Source organism: Pedobacter sp. Leaf41, assembly GCF_001422545.1.
Taxonomy (GTDB): domain Bacteria; phylum Bacteroidota; class Bacteroidia; order Sphingobacteriales; family Sphingobacteriaceae; genus Pedobacter.
In genome coordinates this window covers 1-18,777 of record NZ_LMLE01000009.1, presented here as the reverse complement: position 1 = coordinate 18,777, position 18,777 = coordinate 1, and the positions used below count along the sequence as shown (strand labels likewise).

The window sequence follows — 18,777 nt, the reverse complement described above, 5'->3', positions numbered from 1 at the left end:
ATGTTCATCAGAATAAGAAACTGGAAGTTTTCAGCAGTTTCATCTATTTATTTCGATATATTATAGATTATATTTACAACGAAAATTCAATTACATAGGTGAGTAGCCAAAATGGATAGCATTAATATTAAGAAGTTAGCTGAGGCTTTAAATTTATCTACTTCGACTATTTCTAGGGCGTTTAGAGATAATAGTGACATCAGCATTGCTACCAAAGAACGTATTTTGGCAAAAGCCAAAGAACTGAATTATCAACCCAACCATTACGCAAGTAATTTAAGAGAACAAAAAAGCAAAACCATTGCAGTGATTGTTCCTGAGTTGGCTAACAATTACTTCTCTCAAGCCATACATGGTATTGAGCGTGTGGCCAGGGAAAACGGTTATCATATCTTAATTTATGTTACCGATGATGATTATAAAAAAGAGGTAAATTTTATTCGCCACTTACATAATGGCCGGGCAGATGGCATAGTGATGTCGGTGTCTGGTGAAGCCAACGATCACAATTACCTCAATAAATTCGGTGCGAAAAGGCTACCTCTGGTTTTCTTTGATCGAATTTATGAAGATATTGAAACGCCAAGAGTAATCACCAACGATTATAACAGTAGCTTTCTGGCTACCGAGCATTTAATTGAGCAAGGTTGCAACCGGATTGCCTATTTGGTGGTAAACAAAAGTTTGTCTATCGGAAAAACCAGGATGCAGGGCTACATTGATGCGCTTGCCAAATACCAAATTCCGTTTGAAGAAAATTTGATTGTAGATTGTAGCAATAGCTACGAAGAAAACAGTCTGATCATCAAAAATGCGTTGCAGCAATTGCAACCCGATGGTGTTTTTACCTCGGTAGAGCGTTTAGCATTTGCTACCTACTATGCTTGCTACGATTTGAATATTAGTATTCCCAACGATTTAAAAGTAATTAGCTTTTCGAGTCTGGAAATAGCACCATTACTAAACCCATCTTTAACAACCATTACACAACCTGCAACAGAAATAGGGGAGCAGGCGGCCAAGTTACTTTTCAAAATATTGGATGATAATCAGGATAAAAATCTCTTTACAGAGGTTGTTTTGGAATCGAAAATTATTAAAAGAAATTCGACAGTAATTGGGGGCAAAAAAAGCTAAAAAACAGCGTTTAATTTTGGTCTGAAAATTTGAAATTTTTTCTTCACTTAGTGTAAAATAAGCAGAATTCGGCACAATCTTCGGGAACGTTCCCGAAAAGAACCAGTGTTTTTCTTCTTCATTTTCGGGAACGTTCCCGAAAAATCTCTTGAAAACAACTTAGTGTAAAAAGTACACTAAAATTTATCAAATCAATTTTTTAAACATTTGATTTATAGACGTTTAATTCTCTTCCATCGCGATAATTCGTGTTCGTTTATTAATCAAAAATAAAATTTATGTTAAGTTTTCCCTCTATTTTTTATCGCTTAAAATATATTTTTTAAATAAATTTTGAAATCTCATTAAGTGCTGTAAATTAGGCCTATGTGTAAATCACTATAATATTTAACCAAATTTATATACTTAAAAGAGCTTCGAATATGAAAGTATTTTACCTGTTTAAACAGGGGCTTTTAGTGCTGTTAGTTTTTTCAGCATTAATCGTAAAAGCACAAACCGGATCGGTATCCGGAAAGGTGCTTGATGAAACCGGCCAACCTTTACCCGGTGCTTCTATTGTTGTAAAAGGAACAACAAGGAGTACCTCAACCGATGTTAATGGTGTTTTCAAATTAGCAGGCTTAAGCAATGGTGCTGTAACTTTATCTGCAAGCTTCATTGGCTATCAAACGCTTGATAAGCCAGTATCTGTTTCAGCTAATGCCACGGTTAATTTCCAATTGGTGCCCGATGCACAAAAACTGAATGAGGTTGTTGTAATCGGTTACGGTACTGCCGAAAAGAAAAACTTAACTGGTTCAATCACTACAGTAAGTTCAAAAGACTTCCAAAAGGGTGCAATTACTACACCAGAACAATTAATTCAAGGTAAAGTTGCAGGTGTAAATGTAATCTCAAACAGCGGTCAGCCTGGTGTTGGAAGTACAATTCGTATCCGTGGCGGGGCATCACTTAACGCCAGTAATGATCCGTTAGTAGTGATCGATGGAGTTCCATTCAGCGGAAACACAATCGACAATGCACCAAGTCCTTTATCATTAATTAATCCTAATGATATTGAAACATTTACAGTATTGAAAGATGCAAATGCAACGGCTATTTACGGCTCAAGAGCATCAAATGGAGTTATTTTAATCACCACTAAAAAAGGTAGTGCTGGTGCTCCGGTAATTAATTTTAGTACCAACAATTCTATTGCGACAGTAATTAAAAATGTTGATGTACTTTCTGCAGATCAAGTTCGTGCTTATGTAAATGCCAATGGTAGTGCCTCTCAAAAAGCATTATTGGGTACTGCAAATACAAATTGGCAAGATGAAATTTATCAAAGAGCCTTTACAACTGATAATAATTTAAGTATTGCAGGTTCATTTAAGGGTGTTCCTTATCGTGTTTCTGCTGGATATTTAGATCAGGATGGATTGTTAATTACCGATAAACTTAAGCGTGGAACGGGTTCAATTACTTTGTCACCTAGATTGTTTAACGATCATTTAAAAATCGACTTGAACTTAAAAGGTTCATTAACTGATTCTCATTTTGCAAATGGCGGTGCAATTGCGAACGCCATTCAATTTGATCCAACGCAGCCTGTAAATGTGAATAACAACTACGGAAATTACTACGAGTGGACACAAGGTACCGGTGCTGACATGGTTCCAAACCCAAATTCACCTCGTAACCCTGTTGGTTTAATTAGGTTGCAAGATAACAATGGCCATGCCGCCAGAAGTGTTGGTAATGTTAAGTTTGATTATTCTTTCCATTTCTTACCGGAATTGCATGCCAATTTAAACTTAGGTTATGATGTATCTAAAGGTTATGGCTCAATTAGGGTTCCAACATTTGCTGCTCAAAGTGCTTCAACTCAAGGATCTTTCTCCCGGGCATTAAGAACTGGTAACGATAAATTTTCTGAGTTTTATTTAAACTATGCTCATACCGTAGAAAGCATTAAAAGTAGATTCGACGCAACTGCCGGTTATGGTTATTATGATATCTCAACTACAGGCTACAATTTTACAAATTATACAGGTACAGGTGTTGCACTTGTAACTCCGGTATTTCCTTTTTCTGTTGAAAGAAACAAGCTACTTTCCTACTACGGAAGGTTAGTTTATACTTTAGCTGATAAATATATACTTTCTGGTACCATGAGAGCTGATGCATCTTCAAAATTTGCTGAAAACAATCGTTGGGGTTATTTCCCATCAGCAGGTTTTACCTGGAGAATTATTGGTGAAAATTTCTTAAAGGATAGCAAAGTAATATCTGATTTGAAACTAAGATTAAGTTATGGTGAAACGGGTAATAAAGATGGTATCGGTAACTACGATTACTTATCTAAATATTATGCTAATTCCAATACTGGTCAATACCAAATAGGCAACACTTTTTATAACTATTACGCACCTGCAGGTTATGATCCAGATTTAAAATGGGAATCAACTACCACCTATAATGCTGGTTTAGATTATGGTTTTTTACAAGGAAGATTGTACGGTAGTGTAGATGTTTACTACAAGAAAACCAAAGACCTATTAAGCACAGTAACTATACCTGTAGGTACAAACTTTAGCAATGTATTAACAACAAATGTTGGAAATATGGATGTAAGAGGTGCTGAAGCTAGTTTAAACTTTGTAGCAATTAAATCTGATGACATCAATTGGGATTTTGGAATTAACGCTGCTTATAACAGAAGAAAGGTTACTAACCTAACTTTAAATCCAAATTCTGGTTTTAAAATCGATGCAGGAGATATTACTGGAGGTACTGGTGTTCACTTAAAATACAACGCAGTTAATCAAATTCCGGGTTCATATTTTGTTTACAAACAAGTTTATAATTCCAACGGAAAACCGCTCGAAGGTGTTTTTGAAGATTTGAATGGTGATGGTGCAATTACACCGGATGATCAGTATTTTTATAAATCCCCTAATCCAGATTTTACTTTTGGCTTTAATACTTCGTTTAGTTATAAAAAATGGACAATCAATACCGTTTTAAGAGCTAATATTGGCAATTATGTTTATGATAACGTGGCATCAAATTATGGTGTCAGATCTAATATTCTTACTTCGGTAGGTGTAATAAATAACGCAAGCACCGATTTGTTAAATACAGGTTTCACTGCTACGCAATTTCTAAGTGATTATTATATTAGAAACGCATCGTTTCTTAAAATGGATAATTTGGGGCTGGCATATAATGTTGGTAAATTATCTAAAAACGGAAATACCACAATGCGTATTTCAGCAAACTGCCAAAATGTTTTTGTCGTATCTCAATACAAAGGGCTTGATCCAGAGTTAGTAACAGGTATTGATTATAATCTTTATCCTAGACCAAGAACATATACTTTAGGCTTAAACGTTGGCTTTTAATTAAGATATAAAAATGAAAAACTCATTTAAAACAATATTAACCTCGGCAGTCGTATTGCTGTCGTTAAACTCTTGTAAAAAAGAGTCATTAAACGTACTTCCAACTAATGATGTAACAGAAAGTGTAGTTTATGCTACACCAGCAGGATACAAACAAGGGTTGGCTAGATTATATGCAAATTATGCTTTAACTAGTCCATCAGGGTCTGATAACAGCGATGTTGGTGGTTTAAACTCAGGATTTGCAGATTTTTTAAGGTTATTCTGGACTAGTCAAGAATTAACTACCGATGAAGCAATATGTAATTGGGGCGATACTGGTATTCCTGAACTAGATAACTCTACCTGGTCAACCGATAACCAATTTTTAAGAGGATTATACTCAAGAAGTATTTCGCAAATCACTTTAGTTAACGAATATCTTCGTCAAAGTACACCAGAACAGTTGGCTAGTCGCAACATTACAGGTGCAGATGCTACAAATGTTGTACGCTATCGTGCTGAAGCTCGTTTTTTACGTGCTTTTCAATACTGGGTTTTATTAGATGCTTTTGGTAACCCACCTTTTTTAACTGAAAATGATTTAATTGGAAAGGTAAATCCTAAACAAACCACCCGAACAGCATTATTTGCATATGTAGAGTCTGAATTAAAAGCTATTGAAGGTGATTTAGCCAATCCAGGAAGTGCCGAAAGTGAATACGGACGGGCAAATAAAGGTGCGGATTGGGCATTATTAGCCAGATTATATTTAAACGCACAAGTTTATACAGGCACTGCGAAATATACGGAAGCCATTACTTACTCGAGTAAGGTAATTGCGTCAAGTTATTCTTTAAAACCAAATTATAGAGATTTGTTTTTAGCTGATAACAATATTAACAATACGGAAAACATCTTAACTATTAATTATGATGGGGTTAACGGAACAAACTATGGCGGAACAACTTTTTTAATTAATGCAATGGTTTACACAGCTCCGGACGCTGCAGGGATGGTTTCTACTGCCTACGGCGTTCCTAATGGCGGATGGGCAGGTAATCGTACACGTCAAAATCTTCCGGCTTTATTCCCTGATCCAAATGGTACTTTAGATAAACGTGGAATTTTTGCAGGAACTAAAGCGGTAATCGATGCAATTGATGCACCAAATGATGGTTTAAAGGTTACTAAATTTAAAAATATTACTTCAACTAACACCACACCACCATCTTTAAATGGAACGTTCAGTTCATTAGATTTTGCGCTATTTCGTTTGGCTGAACAATATTTAATTTACGGAGAAGCAGTTGCTCGTGGTGGTTCTGGCGGTAGTGCTGCACAAGCTTTAACTTATGTAAACGCTTTACGCTTTAGAGCATATGGCAATAACTCAGGAAATGTGAGTGCCGCTGCCCTGACAACTGATTTTTATTTAGATGAGCGTGGTCGCGAATTATATTGGGAAGGTCATCGCCGTACAGATTTAATACGTTATGGCAAATTTACAGGTTCTACTTACTTGTGGCCATTTAAAGGCGGCGTAAAAGCTGGAACGAGTGTGCCTGCTTATCGCAACTTATACCCAATTCCAAATGCAGATTTGATTGCTAATCCGAATTTGGTTCAAAATCCAGGCTATTAATCTTTATCGATAAAAAGATATGAAATCAAAATTATTCAAAACCTTAGCTTTAGGCTTAATTGCAGTATCGCTTTGGTCGTGTAAAAAGGAAGAAACCAGAACGGTTTCTAATGTTACAGCGGCGGGTACGCTTACTGCTTCAACTAGCGCATTAAATTTAGTTCAAGCTAACGGAGCGTTACCGGCAACGACATTAACTTATCCCTTGGCTACTTCTTCTGGTTATGTAGTTCCAGTAAGTACAACGCTACAGTTCGCTTTAAAAGGAACTAATTTTGCTACGCCTAAAGAGGTGGTGGTAACAACTAAAAGCTATGCCCCAACCATTACAGAAGTTAATAATATGATCCTCGCTTTTGGCGGGGTAGTGGGTAAACCTGCAGAAGTTGAGGTGAGACTAAAGTCAGGAGCTGCGGTAAACGATTTGACATACTCTAATGTGGTAACGTTAACGGCTACACCTTATTTGGCATCTGCATGGATTTATGCGCCAGGTGCTTATCAGGGTTGGAATCCATCAACTGCAGATAGTTTAATTTCTATATCAAGCAATGGTGTTTATACTGGTATGATCGCTTATACTACTGGTAATTTAGAATTCAAAATTACTCCCGCAAAGAAATGGGATGTAGCTTACGGAGATGCTGGTGGCGGTAAAATTAGCTCAAGCGCCGGCGATAACCTAAAATCTCCTGATGCAATTGTGAAACAGGTAACTGTTGATTTAAATAAAAACACAATCGTTTTTGGTACACCAAATGAATGGTCAATTATAGGTGATGCTACACCAGGTGGATGGAACAACGATACCGATATGAAAGGTGTGAACGATGGGAAGTTTACCGTTTATTCTATCAAAACCACATTAGGCGTAGGCGAGTTTAAATTCCGCTTCGGTCATGCGTGGGATGTTAATTTAGGTGGTGGTGCAACACTTACTACAGGTGGCGATAACATCAAAGTTACTGCTGCTGGAACCTATACCATTACACTTACTGTTATTAAAACAGGAGATAAAGTAACTGGTGGTACTTATACTATTGTTAAAAACTAATTCTTAAAATTTGTCCCGTGGTAACTACCGCGGGGCTTTTTCAATCTTTCAAAGTTTTAGCATGATCAAAACCCAACCTATCCTTCAGCATCCCATCTTTTCTAATGCTTGTTCCAATAATTGGCGTTCTGCCAGAATAAAATTAGTAGCACTTTCTTTTTTAATTCTTTCAAGTGCAAACCTCTTTGCTCAAAAAGTAGAGCGAATAGAACCAATGTTCTGGTATGCAGGAATGCACAATCCGAAACTCCAACTGCTTGTTCATGGAGAAAACATTGCTGCCAGTACGATCTCATTAACTTACCCAGGTGTAAAGCTGGTTAAGGTAAACAAAGTTGAAAATCCAAATTATCTATTTTTGGATTTAGAACTTTCTTCAACAGTAAAAGCGGGAACGTTCCCGATTAATTTCACAGTTAAAGGAAAAAAAATATTTAGTTACCAATATGAATTAAAGAACCGCAATAAAAACGCAGACAGAATTCAGGGGGTAACGCAAAAAGATTTTATTTACTTATTAATGCCAGATCGTTTTTCGAATGGCGACAAAAGTAATGATGTTGTTAAAGGCTTAGCAGAAACAGCACTCAATCGTGATAGTATGTATTACCGTCACGGGGGAGATATTCAAGGGGTAATTAATCATTTAGACTACCTTAAAGATTTAGGAATCACCACGGTTTGGATGACTCCAGAAATCGAAAATGATATGGAAAAGGCTTCCTATCATGGTTACGCAGTAACAGATCATTACAAAATTGATCCTCGTTACGGAACAAACGAACTTTACAAAAAATATGTAGAAGCTGCTCATGCAAAAGGCATGAAGGTAATTAAAGATGTGGTCCATAATCACATCGGTACGGGTCATTGGTTTTTCAAAGATTTGCCCATGAAAAGCTGGGTGCACCAATGGCCAAAATATACACAAACCAGTTATCGCGATCAAACCGTGATGGATACTCACGCATCTGCTGCTGATCGTAAAAAAATGTTAGATGGTTGGTTTGTTCCTTCTATGCCAGATCTTGATCAAACCAATCCTTATGTTCAAAATTATTTAACGCAAAACCACATTTGGTGGATTGAATATGCTGGAATCGATGGCTTACGTTTAGATACCTATCCTTATAATGATCCAGCTTACATGGCCGATTGGGCAATTAAATTGAAGGCTGAGTTTCCAACTTTATCTATTTTTGGAGAGACTTTTGTTTCAGGCGTAGCCAACCAGGCTTATTTCACAGGTGGAAATACTGTTAATCGTGGTTTCGATACGCACTTGCCGGGCATTACCGACATGGCCGTTAAAGAAGGGATTTACGAAGCTTTGAATGGTAAAAACGGCTGGACAGATGGTATTAACCGACTGTATGATGTGGTGGCACATGATTTTCTTTACAAAGACCCCACATTAAATTGTATCGCTTTAGATAATCATGACATGAGTCGTTTTTATTCTGTAGTGAATGAAGATTTTGAGAAATATAAAATGGGTTTAGCCATGCTTTTGACTATGCGTGGTATCCCTCAGATGTATTATGGGACAGAAATTTTGATGAAAAATTTCTCTGCCCCTGATGGTCTGGTTCGTTCTGATTTTCCTGGCGGATGGCAAGGAGATAAAAAAGATAAGTTTATCGTCAATGGTAGAACAAACAAAGAAAACGAAGCTTTCAATTTTGTGAAGACTTTGGCCAACTACCGCAAAAATAGCCCAGCTTTACAAACTGGTAAATTAATGCAGTTTGTACCTGAAGATGATATCTATGTTTATTTTAGATACAACGCTACTGCAAAAGGTACAGTAATGGTTATCGTGAATAATACAAATAAAGAGAAAACGCTCAATACAGAGCGATTTGCAGAAAGAACAACTGGAATTACTACTGCCAAAAATGTGATTTCGGGAGAAAGCATCCAAATTAAAGAAGTTAAAGTGCCAGCAAAAACAACCTTGATTTTAGAATTAAATTAAAGCCCCACCCAACCCTCCCCAGAAGAGGAGGGCTTTATAAAAACCCAAAGCACTAATAAATGAAGAAGGTTATTTAACAAAAGGATAATAAAATATAAAATAGAATTAAGATAATTACATAAACGCTTTTGCACTCCCTCCCCTCTGGGGAGGGTTGGGGTGGGGCTTATATAAACACAATGCAAGAAAAACTTTCAACCTTTAACATACAACCTTCAACCTCAATTAAAGCCTGTCTATTTGATTTGGATGGTGTATTGGTAGATACAGCAGTTTACCATTACCAAGCCTGGAAACGCCTGGCAAATACCATGGGTTTCGATTTTACAGAAGAACAAAATGAGCAGCTTAAGGGCGTAAGTCGTGTAGAAAGCTTAAATAAAATTTTGGCCTGGGGTAATGTACAAAAAACCGATGCGGAGAAGGAAGAACTTGCCAGTTTGAAAAATAGCTGGTATGTAGATATGATTACCAAAATGACTCCTGCTGAAGTGTTGCCTGGAACGGTTGATTTTTTAACGGCTATTCATCAGGCGGGCTATAAACTGGCTTTAGGCTCTGCAAGTAAAAATTCAGGAATCATTTTAGAACGTACCAATCTTGATCATTTCTTTGATGAAATTGTAGATGGTAACATGGTTACGAAATCAAAACCCGATCCTGAGGTATTTTTGAAAGGTGCAGAGCTTTTAGGTTTCAAACCTGATGAATGTGTGGTTTTTGAAGATGCTGTTGCAGGTGTTGAGGCCGCAAAGCGTGGCGGAATGAAGGCCATAGGAATTGGCGAAAAAAGCGTGCTTACCGATGCAGACCTTGTGGTAAGTGGGTTAGATAAATTAACGGTTGAAGATTTAGAAAAGTTATAGAACGTCAACTGCCGTCATTGCGAGGCACGAAGCAATCTATGAAAGGAATTCAATATAATTGTGAGGGCGAACACTCTAAATGAGATTGCTTCGTGCCTCGCAATGATGAAAGTATAAAAGATGAAGAATTACATTAAAGCAGACGAGTGGAGTATTATCGAAGAAGGCTTTGATCCACATTTAAATAAAATCTCAGAAAGTATTTTCAGCTTGGGTAATGGTCGTATGGGCCAGCGTGCCAATTTTGAGGAAACTTATTCAGGAGATACGCTATTAGGTAATTACGTTGCGGGAGTCTATTATCCTGATAAAACCCGTGTGGGTTGGTGGAAAAATGGCTATCCAGAGTATTTTGCTAAAGTTTTAAATGCGGCAAATTGGGTAGGTATCGAAGTGAAACTGGATGATGAAATCTTGGATTTGGCAACGGCCGAAGTAAGTGAATTCAAACGTGTTTTGAATATGCATGCTGGTGTTTTGGAGCGCACTTTCACTGCCAAACTTAGAAGTGGTAAAATTGTTAAGGTAAAATCAACTCGTTTTTGCAGCATTGCTGATGATGAGGTTGGAGCGATCCGTTACAGCATTAAGCCTTTAAACTTTGATGGCAAAATTACGTTAATGCCTTTCATCGATGGTGATATCAAAAATCAGGACAGTAACTATGATGAGAAATTCTGGACTTTAGTTTCTGATGAAATTAACAAGACAGAAGCTTACATCAAACTGAGAACAAAGAAAACTGAATTTGAAGTTTGTACCGGAAGCCATATTGAATTGTATAAAAATTCGGATAAAGTTTCCATCAACCCGGAGGCTGTTCGGAGAGAAAAATTCGTCGGACAAACTTTTTCAGTTGATGTAAAAGCGAATGAGGAAATCACTTTGATTAAAATCGCAGCGAATTTATCTTCAGAAAATTATGCAAAAGAATCACTTTTAAAAGAGGCCAAAGCCGTTATTGCAAAAGCTACAGCTAAAGGTTTCGGTACGTTATTAAAAGAACAAACTGAAGCCTGGGCCACGAAATGGGAGGAAAGCGATATCATTATTGAGGGTGATATTTCGGCGCAACAGGCCATTCGTTTTAATATTTTTCAGCTGTTTCAAACCTATACAGGTAAAGATGATCGGTTGAATATTGGTCCGAAGGGTTTTACCGGCGAGAAATACGGCGGTTCTACTTATTGGGATACCGAAGCTTATTGTGTACCGTTTTACTTAGCAACTGCACCGCAGGAAGTAAGCAAAAACTTGTTGGTTTATCGCCACAAACAATTGGGTAAAGCCATTGAAAATGCGGCGAAATTAGGTTTTAAAGATGGCGCTGCATTGTATCCGATGGTTACCATGAATGGCGAAGAATGCCACAATGAGTGGGAAATCACCTTCGAAGAAATCCACCGTAATGGTGCTATTGCATTCGCGATTTATAATTACATCCGCTATACTGGCGATGAAAGTTATTTGTCAGATTTTGGTTTAGAAGTGCTCATCGGCATCGCCCGCTTCTGGAAACAACGCGTAAACTGGAGCGGGGAAAAACAGCAATATGTAATGCTTGGTGTTACTGGTCCGAACGAGTATGAGAACAATGTAAACAACAATTGGTACACTAATTTGTTAGCAACCTGGTGCATGAGGTATGCAACAGAAGCTGCCGAAATTGTGAAAAATCAGCATCCAGAAAAATATAATAGCTTATTAAAAAGCTTAAATTTCGATGCTCAGGAATTTGCTGATTGGGCAGATATCATCGAGAAAATGTATTATCCAGAGGATAAAAATTTAGGCATTTTCTTGCAGCAAGATGGTTACTTGGACAAAGAGCAAACTTTAGTAAAAGATTTACCAGCAAGTGAAAGACCAATTAACCAGAAATGGAGTTGGGATAGGATTTTGCGTTCTCCATTTATCAAACAAGCTGATGTTTTACAAGGACTGTATTTCTTCGAAGAGGATTACGACCTGGAAACTATCAGAAGAAACTTCGATTTTTATGAGCCACGTACCGTTCACGAAAGTTCATTATCGCCTTGCGTACACAGTATTTTGGCCGCTAAATTAAATGATGAAGCTCGTGCTTACGAGTTCTATTTACGTACTGCCCGTTTAGACTTGGACGATTACAACAACGATACGGAAGATGGCTTACACATTACATCGATGGCCGGAACCTGGATGAGTGTGGTAGAAGGTTTCGCCGGTATGCGTGTTCGCGATGGCAAATTGCAATTTAATCCTTTCTTGCCAAAGCAGTGGAAATCGTTCTCGTTTACCATTGGTTTCAGAGGAGCAACTTTGAAAATAAATATCACTGAAAACAGCATCAATATTAAGAATAATAACGCTGTTGATTTAGTAATCGGAATCAAGAATCAGTTTTATAAACTGTCTGGAAACGCAGAAATCGAAGTAAATAACGCGGAATTGGTATGATTGTAGAGGTAAAACATAAAATGGAAAATGTATTGAAATTGGCTTCAATTTCTCGTCACTGCGAGAAACGAAGCAATCTTAATGCGATAGCTTGTATAATTGCGGTTTCCATTTTATTAATTTCACAATCATCCTTTGCACAAAAAAAGAGTAAAAATATGAACGATAGGCAAATCGTTATATATCAGTTATTGCCCCGTTTATTCGGAAATAAAAACGCTACAAATATTCCTTACGGTACCATTGAGCAAAATGGTTCTGGCAAGTTTAATGATATCACTGATAGGGCGCTAGATGGGATCAAAGAGTTGCATGTAAATTACGTTTGGTACACGGGCGTTATTGCACATGCAAGCCTAACTGATTATTCGAATTATGGAATTAAGGTTGATGATGCCGACGTGGTTAAGGGCAGGGCCGGTTCGCCTTATGCAATCCGCGATTATTACGATGTAAATCCTGATTTAGCAGTGGATGTAAAAAACCGGATGCAGGAATTTGAAGCGTTAGTGAAAAGATCGCATGCTAAGAATTTAAAGGTCATTATCGACTTTGTTCCAAACCATGTAGCAAGAGGTTACCATTCTTATTCCAAACCAAAAAATGTGATCGACTTTGGTGCTCATGACGACGTAGCTAAAGCTTTCAGCACAAAAAATGATTTTTATTACATCCCTGGTCAGCCACTTGTAGTGCCTACTAACGGGCAAGAAACACCGCTTTCTATTCTTCAGGATGGAAAATTCGACGAAAACCCGGCAAAGGCTACTGGCAACGATGCGTTTACTGCTGTTCCAAAATACGACGATTGGTACGAAACCGTTAAGCTAAACTATGGCGTTGATCATTTGAACGGTAGAAAAGAATATTTTAATCCCATCCCTCCGGTTTGGATGAAGATGCGTGATATTTTAGTTTTTTGGACGGATAAAGGTGTTGACGGATTTAGGTGCGATATGGCCGAAATGATTCCTATAGCATTTTGGAATTGGGTTATTCCACAGGTTAAAAAAGTTAATCCTACTTTGATTTTCTTGGGTGAAGCTTACAATCCTCAGGTTTACAAACAATATTTAGAAGAAGGAAAATTCGACTACCTATACGATAAAGTGGGTTTATATGATGGCTTAAAAAAGCTGATTAGAAATGAACCCGGGGCAGATGTCTCGGCTATTCGTTACGTGTGGCAGAAAGAAAGCGCTGGTTTTGGAAAAAAAATGTTGCGCTTTTTAGAGAACCACGATGAAGAACGGATTGCATCAGCCGGCTTTGCGGGCAAGGCCGAACTTGCGCTACCTGCGATGGTGGTTTCTGCTACCTTAGGTGCTGGTCCGGTAATGTTGTATTTCGGACAGGAAGTTGGAGAACCGGGAAAAGGCAAAGAAGGTTATGGCGGAGATGATAACCGCACCACTATCTTCGATTATTGGGGTGTTCCAAATCATCAAAAATGGATGAATGGTGGCTTGTTTGATGGACATAAACTTAATGCTGCCCAGCAACATTTGAGAGCTTATTACAAGCAGCTGTTGAAAGTTACATCGGCAAGTGATGCAGTATTGAACGGCGAAATTTATGAGATTCCTCAAAGCGGAAACATGAATAACCGGATGTATGCTTTCATTCGTTACTCTGGTAAGCAACGTTTGTTGGTAGTGGCAAATTTCGATAGAAATTTAACGTTGGAGGCGAACATCCAAATCCCTGACGAGGTACTGAAAGTTAAGAATTCATCTCCGGTTACGGATTTATTAACGGATACAAAACTGAACATACCGGCAGGAACAACTATACCCGTTAAGCTTGTACCAGTTTCGGCACAAGTAATAGAATTTTAGAATGATGAGTTTCATGGTCTGTGTCCCTACAGACCATTTTAAATTTACATTTCGGTCTGTGAGGACACATACCGAGGAATTGCAATAAAAAAATTTGCGCCTTTGCGTTATTCACTTAGCGTACTTTGCGGTTAAATAAAAACCAAATATAATGAGCTTAAAAACAATATTCGAGAACCCGAAACTAACGCTTGCACAAATTATCAATATGAGTGTCGGGTTTTTCGGAATTCAGTTTGGCTGGGATTTGCAGCGTGCCAACATGGGGCGTATTTACGAAAATCTGGGCGCAAACCCCGATCAGGTTCCGCTATTATTTTTAGCTGCCCCGTTAACGGGTTTGTTGGTTCAACCAATTATTGGTTATCTAAGTGATAGAACCTGGCACCCGAAATGGGGGAGAAGAAGGCCTTATTTTATGATTGGGGCAATTGTAAGCAGTATCGCTTTAATTTTTATGCCACACAGCAGCGCCTTGTGGATGGCTGCGGGCTTACTTTGGGTTTTAGATGTATTTGGTAATATTGCGATGGAACCTTTCCGTGCTTTTGTTACCGATAAGTTGCCAGATAGCCAGGTGAATCGCGGTTTTATTATGCAAAGCATGATGATTGGTTTAGGTGGAAGTGTAGCTTCGGCTTTACCCTGGTTGATGAACAATGTTTTTGATTTACAGAATACAGCAGCTCAGGGTCAGATTCCTGAAAATGTAAAATTCTCTTTTTATATCGGTGCATTTTTCTTTTTCGCTGCCGTATTGTGGACGGTTTTTACCACCAAAGAATACCCACCACAAGATCCCGATTTTAAAGAGAATTTGAAAGCAAATAGCAGTGGTTTTTTAGGTGGTGCAAAAGAGATCTTCCATGCGTTAAGCAACATGCCTAAGCGTATGCAAATCGTTTCTCTTGTACAATTTTTTACCTGGCCAGGCTTATTTCTAATGTGGTTTTATTACACTACAGCAGTGGCGGTAAATGTTTTTGGTGGCAAAGATGCTGCCGATCCTGTATATGCCCAGGGAGCAGATTTTGGTAGTTTAACCTTGGCCTATTACAGCGTAATTACTTTCCTTTTTGCATTGGTGTTACCTAAAATTGCTGATGCACTGGGCAGAAAAACAACTCATGCCATTTGTTTGCTTTGTGGCGCAATTGGACTAATCAGTGTGGCTTGGGTACATGATAAAAATATGCTTTACCTGTGTATGACTGGTGTTGGTATCGCCTGGGCAAGTATTCTTTCCATGCCTTATGCCATGCTCAGTGGTTCGTTACCAAAAGATAAAATCGGTATTTACATGGGGATATTTAATTTCTTCATCGTTTTGCCTGAGATCATTGCATCACTGGGTTTCGGCTGGTTAATGCGTAATGTTTTAAATAATGATAGGCTTTTAGCGGTTCAGTTGGGTGGCGGATTAATGATTTTAGCCGCTATCATTTGTTATCTATTTATCAGAGAGCCGAAGAAAACAGATGAAACATTAGCTTCAGAACTGGCTATTGAAGAAAATAGATCGTTCTAATAACTCTGCAAATAATTTGTAACCACAGAGAACACAAAGAAAAGGCGCAAAGTAAACAGAGTTGAATATTTTGCTCTGTTTACGCTGTGAAAAGCTCTGTGTGCTCGATGGTAAAACTCCCTTAAACCCTAACCAAATGAAAAAAATTATTTACCTGTTACTGCTGGTTACAGCATTTAATACCTCGTGTAAAAAATCTTCGACAGAGGGCGGAACAGAAACTCCGGCCCAACCCTCGGTAGATTTACCTGCGGGCGCAAAAGATGGTGTCGCTTTCATTAACAACGGAACTTCGGCAATCGTAACCCTTTACGCGCCTGGGAAAAATTCAGTTTCACTTATTGGTGAATTTAATGATTGGTCTGCAACAGCTTCGGTGATGAAAAAAACTGCAGATGGTAACACCTGGTGGGTTCAGGTAGACAACCTAAATCCAAATACCGAATATGCTTATCAATTTTTTATTGATGGCAAATTAAAGGTTACCGATCCTTATAGTGAAAAAGTGCTTGATCCGGATAATGACAAGTATATATCTGCAACTGTTTATCCAAATCTAAAAGCTTATCCGGCAGGAAAAACTACGGGAATTGTGAGTGTGATGCAGGCCAATCAACCGGTTTACACCTGGAAAAATGCCGGCTTTTCTAGGCCCGAAAAAAACAATCTGGTTATTTACGAACTGCTGGTCCGCGATTTTACAACTGATCACAGCTATGCTTCTACGTTAACCAAACTCGATTACTTATTAAGTTTAGGCATCAATGCCATCGAATTAATGCCGGTAAACGAGTTCGAAGGGAATTTAAGCTGGGGTTACAATCCTTCTTTTTACTTTGCTGCGGATAAATATTATGGAACCAAAACGGCCTTGCAAAATTTTATCGATGAGTGTCACGGAAAAGGGATTGCTGTGATTCTAGACCTGGTTTTGAATCATTCTTTTGGTCAATCGCCAATGGTACAAATGTATTTTGATAATTCGAAACCTACATCAAATAGCCCATGGTTTAATGTTGATGCAAAACATCCGTATAATGTAGGTTACGACTTTAACCATGAAAGTGCAGCAACTAAAAAGTTTTCTAAAGATGTGATGAAATTCTGGATGCAACAATACAAAATAGATGGTTTTAGATTTGATTTGTCAAAAGGCTTCACCCAAAAAACTTCTACAGATGATGCGGGAATGAGTGCTTATGATGCAAGCAGAATTGCGATTTGGAAAGAATACAATGGCTATATCAAAAGCATCGACCCTAATAATTTCTATGTTATTTTAGAACATTTTGCTGATGCAACAGAAGAAAAAGTGTTGGCTGATGACGGGATGATGCTTTGGAACAACGTAAACTACAACATGAATGAAGCCACCATGGGCTGGTTAGGAAATTCCAATTTCCAATGGGGATTTTATGCCAATCATGGTTTTTCAAAATCTGAGAACCTGGTTACCTATGGTGAAAGTCATGATGAAGAGCGCCTAAATTTTAAAAATTTCACCTACGGAAATGCCGCTGGCACTTATTCGATCAAAGGCAATTTAGCTACGTCTTTAAAAAGAGAAGAAATGGCGGCAGCTTTTCTATTCGCTATTCCCGGGCCAAAAATGATCTGGCAATTCGGCGAATTGGGCTACGATATCAGTATCGATTTCAATGGAAGAACTGGCGAAAAACCCATCAAATGGGAATATTTCACCGATACTGGTCGGAAAGCGCTGTTTGATGCTTATGCCAAATTTATTCGTTTAAAAAAGAACAATTCTATTTTTAATGCGGCAAGTTCAAGTTACAATTTAGCAGGCGGGATTAAGTATATCAAACTTATAGAGGGTTCGAATACGGTAATTGTTGTTGGCAACTTTGATGTGGCTAACCAAACTGCAAACATTGATTTCGGAGCTTCCGGACCGTGGTTTGATGCAGTTGGCAGCAACATTAACTTGTCTTCTAACGCTTACACGGCCACTTTAGCCCCAGGCGAATATCATATTTTCAGTAAAAGTGTTTTGAAATAGCACTTTTGTAATTTCGTTTCGAAGCTACTGTTTTACACTATAATTCGATTATATCTGTAAATGTGCGGCTTCGGTCTTAATAATCTTGATGTTTTTAGTTAATATTGTTTTAACAACAACTCATCCTAAATGAACGAAAAATTAACGCATCACCTGTTATGGGAACGACTTCGTTCTGGCGACAGAGATGCGTTTTTTGATCTTTACCGAACGCTTTATTATCCACTCGTAAATTTTGGAATTCGGGTATGTGCCGATGCAGATACTTCCAGCGAAGCCACGGATCTGGTTTTTACCAACATTTGGGAAAAGCATGAAACACTCAATCGGGTAGATAATGTAGAGGCATATCTTCGAACCTTTTTAAAACGCAAACTCTTGCGAATCCTCGAGCGAAAGCGTAAAATTAACGACGCACTATCAAACGCTGGTGCCGATGGAGATTGGATGGAAATGAGTTATGAGGAGTTTATTGTAAAAGTGCAAAGCGATGAACTGGTGAAACACCAACTTAAAAATGCGCTCGAGAAGCTCACTTTTCGTCAGAAACAACTGATTCATTTAAAGTTTTTTGAGGGTTTAAGTTACGAGCAGATTGCTGAACAAACTAACCAAAGCATTAAAACGGCTTACAACACCATTTACGATGCGCTCAAAATATTGAGGAAAGAGTTTAAGGGATAAATTGGGTTGCTCTGGGATATTAAGCCAAACTTGCTTTCTTCACCGTTCCTTAACCAAAGATTCACCTGTTGCATTTCAATGAAAGCCCGCCGCTGGTCGTCATCCCAGCGAGCTCCCACGGCCCGTCCTTTAGATTTGTATCAGTATTTTATTTAGGGATTAATTGATATTACAATTAGTTTGGTTTAGAATAATATATTTAAAAGATTACCTAATCGGT

General features: G+C 38.1%; 11 protein-coding genes. All 11 read left to right on the top strand.

Going from position 1 to position 18,777, the window contains the following annotated elements; all coding sequences use genetic code 11:
* Nucleotides 1-111 precede the first annotated feature (111 nt).
* The 11 genes from ASE92_RS14865 (at nucleotide 112) to ASE92_RS14815 (ending at nucleotide 18,557) form a co-directional block, all read left to right on the top strand.
* Nucleotides 112-1,137, top strand: a complete 1,026-nt coding sequence (locus tag ASE92_RS14865; RefSeq protein WP_056850916.1) for a LacI family DNA-binding transcriptional regulator — start codon at nucleotides 112-114, stop codon at nucleotides 1,135-1,137.
* Between the two features lie 422 nt (nucleotides 1,138-1,559).
* Nucleotides 1,560-4,526, top strand: coding sequence for a TonB-dependent receptor (locus ASE92_RS14860; protein ID WP_056850915.1), 2,967 nt, complete (start codon nucleotides 1,560-1,562; stop codon nucleotides 4,524-4,526).
* 13 nt (nucleotides 4,527-4,539) lie between these two features.
* The gene (locus tag ASE92_RS14855) at nucleotides 4,540-6,150 is read left to right on the top strand and encodes a RagB/SusD family nutrient uptake outer membrane protein (protein ID WP_082455082.1); all 1,611 of its coding nucleotides are present in this window, start codon (nucleotides 4,540-4,542) and stop codon (nucleotides 6,148-6,150) included.
* Between the two features lie 19 nt (nucleotides 6,151-6,169).
* Nucleotides 6,170-7,204: a SusE domain-containing protein gene (locus ASE92_RS14850; protein WP_056850913.1), complete on the top strand. Its 1,035-nt coding sequence runs from the start codon at nucleotides 6,170-6,172 to the stop codon at nucleotides 7,202-7,204.
* A 61-nt stretch (nucleotides 7,205-7,265) separates the two neighbouring features.
* Nucleotides 7,266-9,182 (top strand): glycoside hydrolase family 13 protein, encoded by a 1,917-nt coding sequence (locus ASE92_RS14845; protein WP_082455081.1) that lies wholly within the window; start codon nucleotides 7,266-7,268, stop codon nucleotides 9,180-9,182.
* Nucleotides 9,183-9,361: 179 nt separating this feature from the next.
* Entirely contained in the window at nucleotides 9,362-10,048 is a 687-nt protein-coding gene (gene pgmB / locus ASE92_RS14840) for a beta-phosphoglucomutase (RefSeq protein WP_056850912.1), read from the top strand.
* A 120-nt stretch (nucleotides 10,049-10,168) separates the two neighbouring features.
* Nucleotides 10,169-12,487, top strand: a complete 2,319-nt coding sequence (locus ASE92_RS14835) for a glycoside hydrolase family 65 protein (protein WP_056850911.1) — start codon at nucleotides 10,169-10,171, stop codon at nucleotides 12,485-12,487.
* On the top strand, nucleotides 12,484-14,325 hold the full coding sequence (locus ASE92_RS14830) for an alpha-amylase family glycosyl hydrolase (RefSeq protein ID WP_056850910.1): 1,842 nt from the start codon (nucleotides 12,484-12,486) through the stop codon (nucleotides 14,323-14,325). The genes ASE92_RS14835 and ASE92_RS14830 overlap by 4 nt, the downstream gene beginning before the upstream one ends.
* A gap of 151 nt (nucleotides 14,326-14,476) precedes the next feature.
* Entirely contained in the window at nucleotides 14,477-15,853 is a 1,377-nt protein-coding gene (locus ASE92_RS14825) for an MFS transporter (RefSeq protein WP_056850909.1), read from the top strand.
* 136 nt (nucleotides 15,854-15,989) lie between these two features.
* Complete coding sequence (locus ASE92_RS14820; protein ID WP_056851201.1) at nucleotides 15,990-17,873, top strand: alpha-amylase family glycosyl hydrolase; 1,884 nt, start codon at nucleotides 15,990-15,992, stop codon at nucleotides 17,871-17,873.
* Between the two features lie 129 nt (nucleotides 17,874-18,002).
* Nucleotides 18,003-18,557 carry an RNA polymerase sigma factor gene (locus ASE92_RS14815; RefSeq protein WP_056850908.1) on the top strand — a complete coding sequence of 185 codons (555 nt, stop codon included), beginning with the start codon at nucleotides 18,003-18,005 and terminating at the stop codon, nucleotides 18,555-18,557.
* Nucleotides 18,558-18,777: the final 220 nt, after the last annotated feature.

Coding starts and splice junctions, on each gene's coding strand:
- ASE92_RS14865 (WP_056850916.1), top strand. CDS start 112: ATGGATAGCATTAATATTAAGAAGTTAGCTGAGGCTTTAAATTTATCT.
- ASE92_RS14860 (WP_056850915.1), top strand. CDS start 1,560: ATGAAAGTATTTTACCTGTTTAAACAGGGGCTTTTAGTGCTGTTAGTT.
- ASE92_RS14855 (WP_082455082.1), top strand. CDS start 4,540: ATGAAAAACTCATTTAAAACAATATTAACCTCGGCAGTCGTATTGCTG.
- ASE92_RS14850 (WP_056850913.1), top strand. CDS start 6,170: ATGAAATCAAAATTATTCAAAACCTTAGCTTTAGGCTTAATTGCAGTA.
- ASE92_RS14845 (WP_082455081.1), top strand. CDS start 7,266: ATGATCAAAACCCAACCTATCCTTCAGCATCCCATCTTTTCTAATGCT.
- pgmB (WP_056850912.1), top strand. CDS start 9,362: ATGCAAGAAAAACTTTCAACCTTTAACATACAACCTTCAACCTCAATT.
- ASE92_RS14835 (WP_056850911.1), top strand. CDS start 10,169: ATGAAGAATTACATTAAAGCAGACGAGTGGAGTATTATCGAAGAAGGC.
- ASE92_RS14830 (WP_056850910.1), top strand. CDS start 12,484: ATGATTGTAGAGGTAAAACATAAAATGGAAAATGTATTGAAATTGGCT.
- ASE92_RS14825 (WP_056850909.1), top strand. CDS start 14,477: ATGAGCTTAAAAACAATATTCGAGAACCCGAAACTAACGCTTGCACAA.
- ASE92_RS14820 (WP_056851201.1), top strand. CDS start 15,990: ATGAAAAAAATTATTTACCTGTTACTGCTGGTTACAGCATTTAATACC.
- ASE92_RS14815 (WP_056850908.1), top strand. CDS start 18,003: ATGAACGAAAAATTAACGCATCACCTGTTATGGGAACGACTTCGTTCT.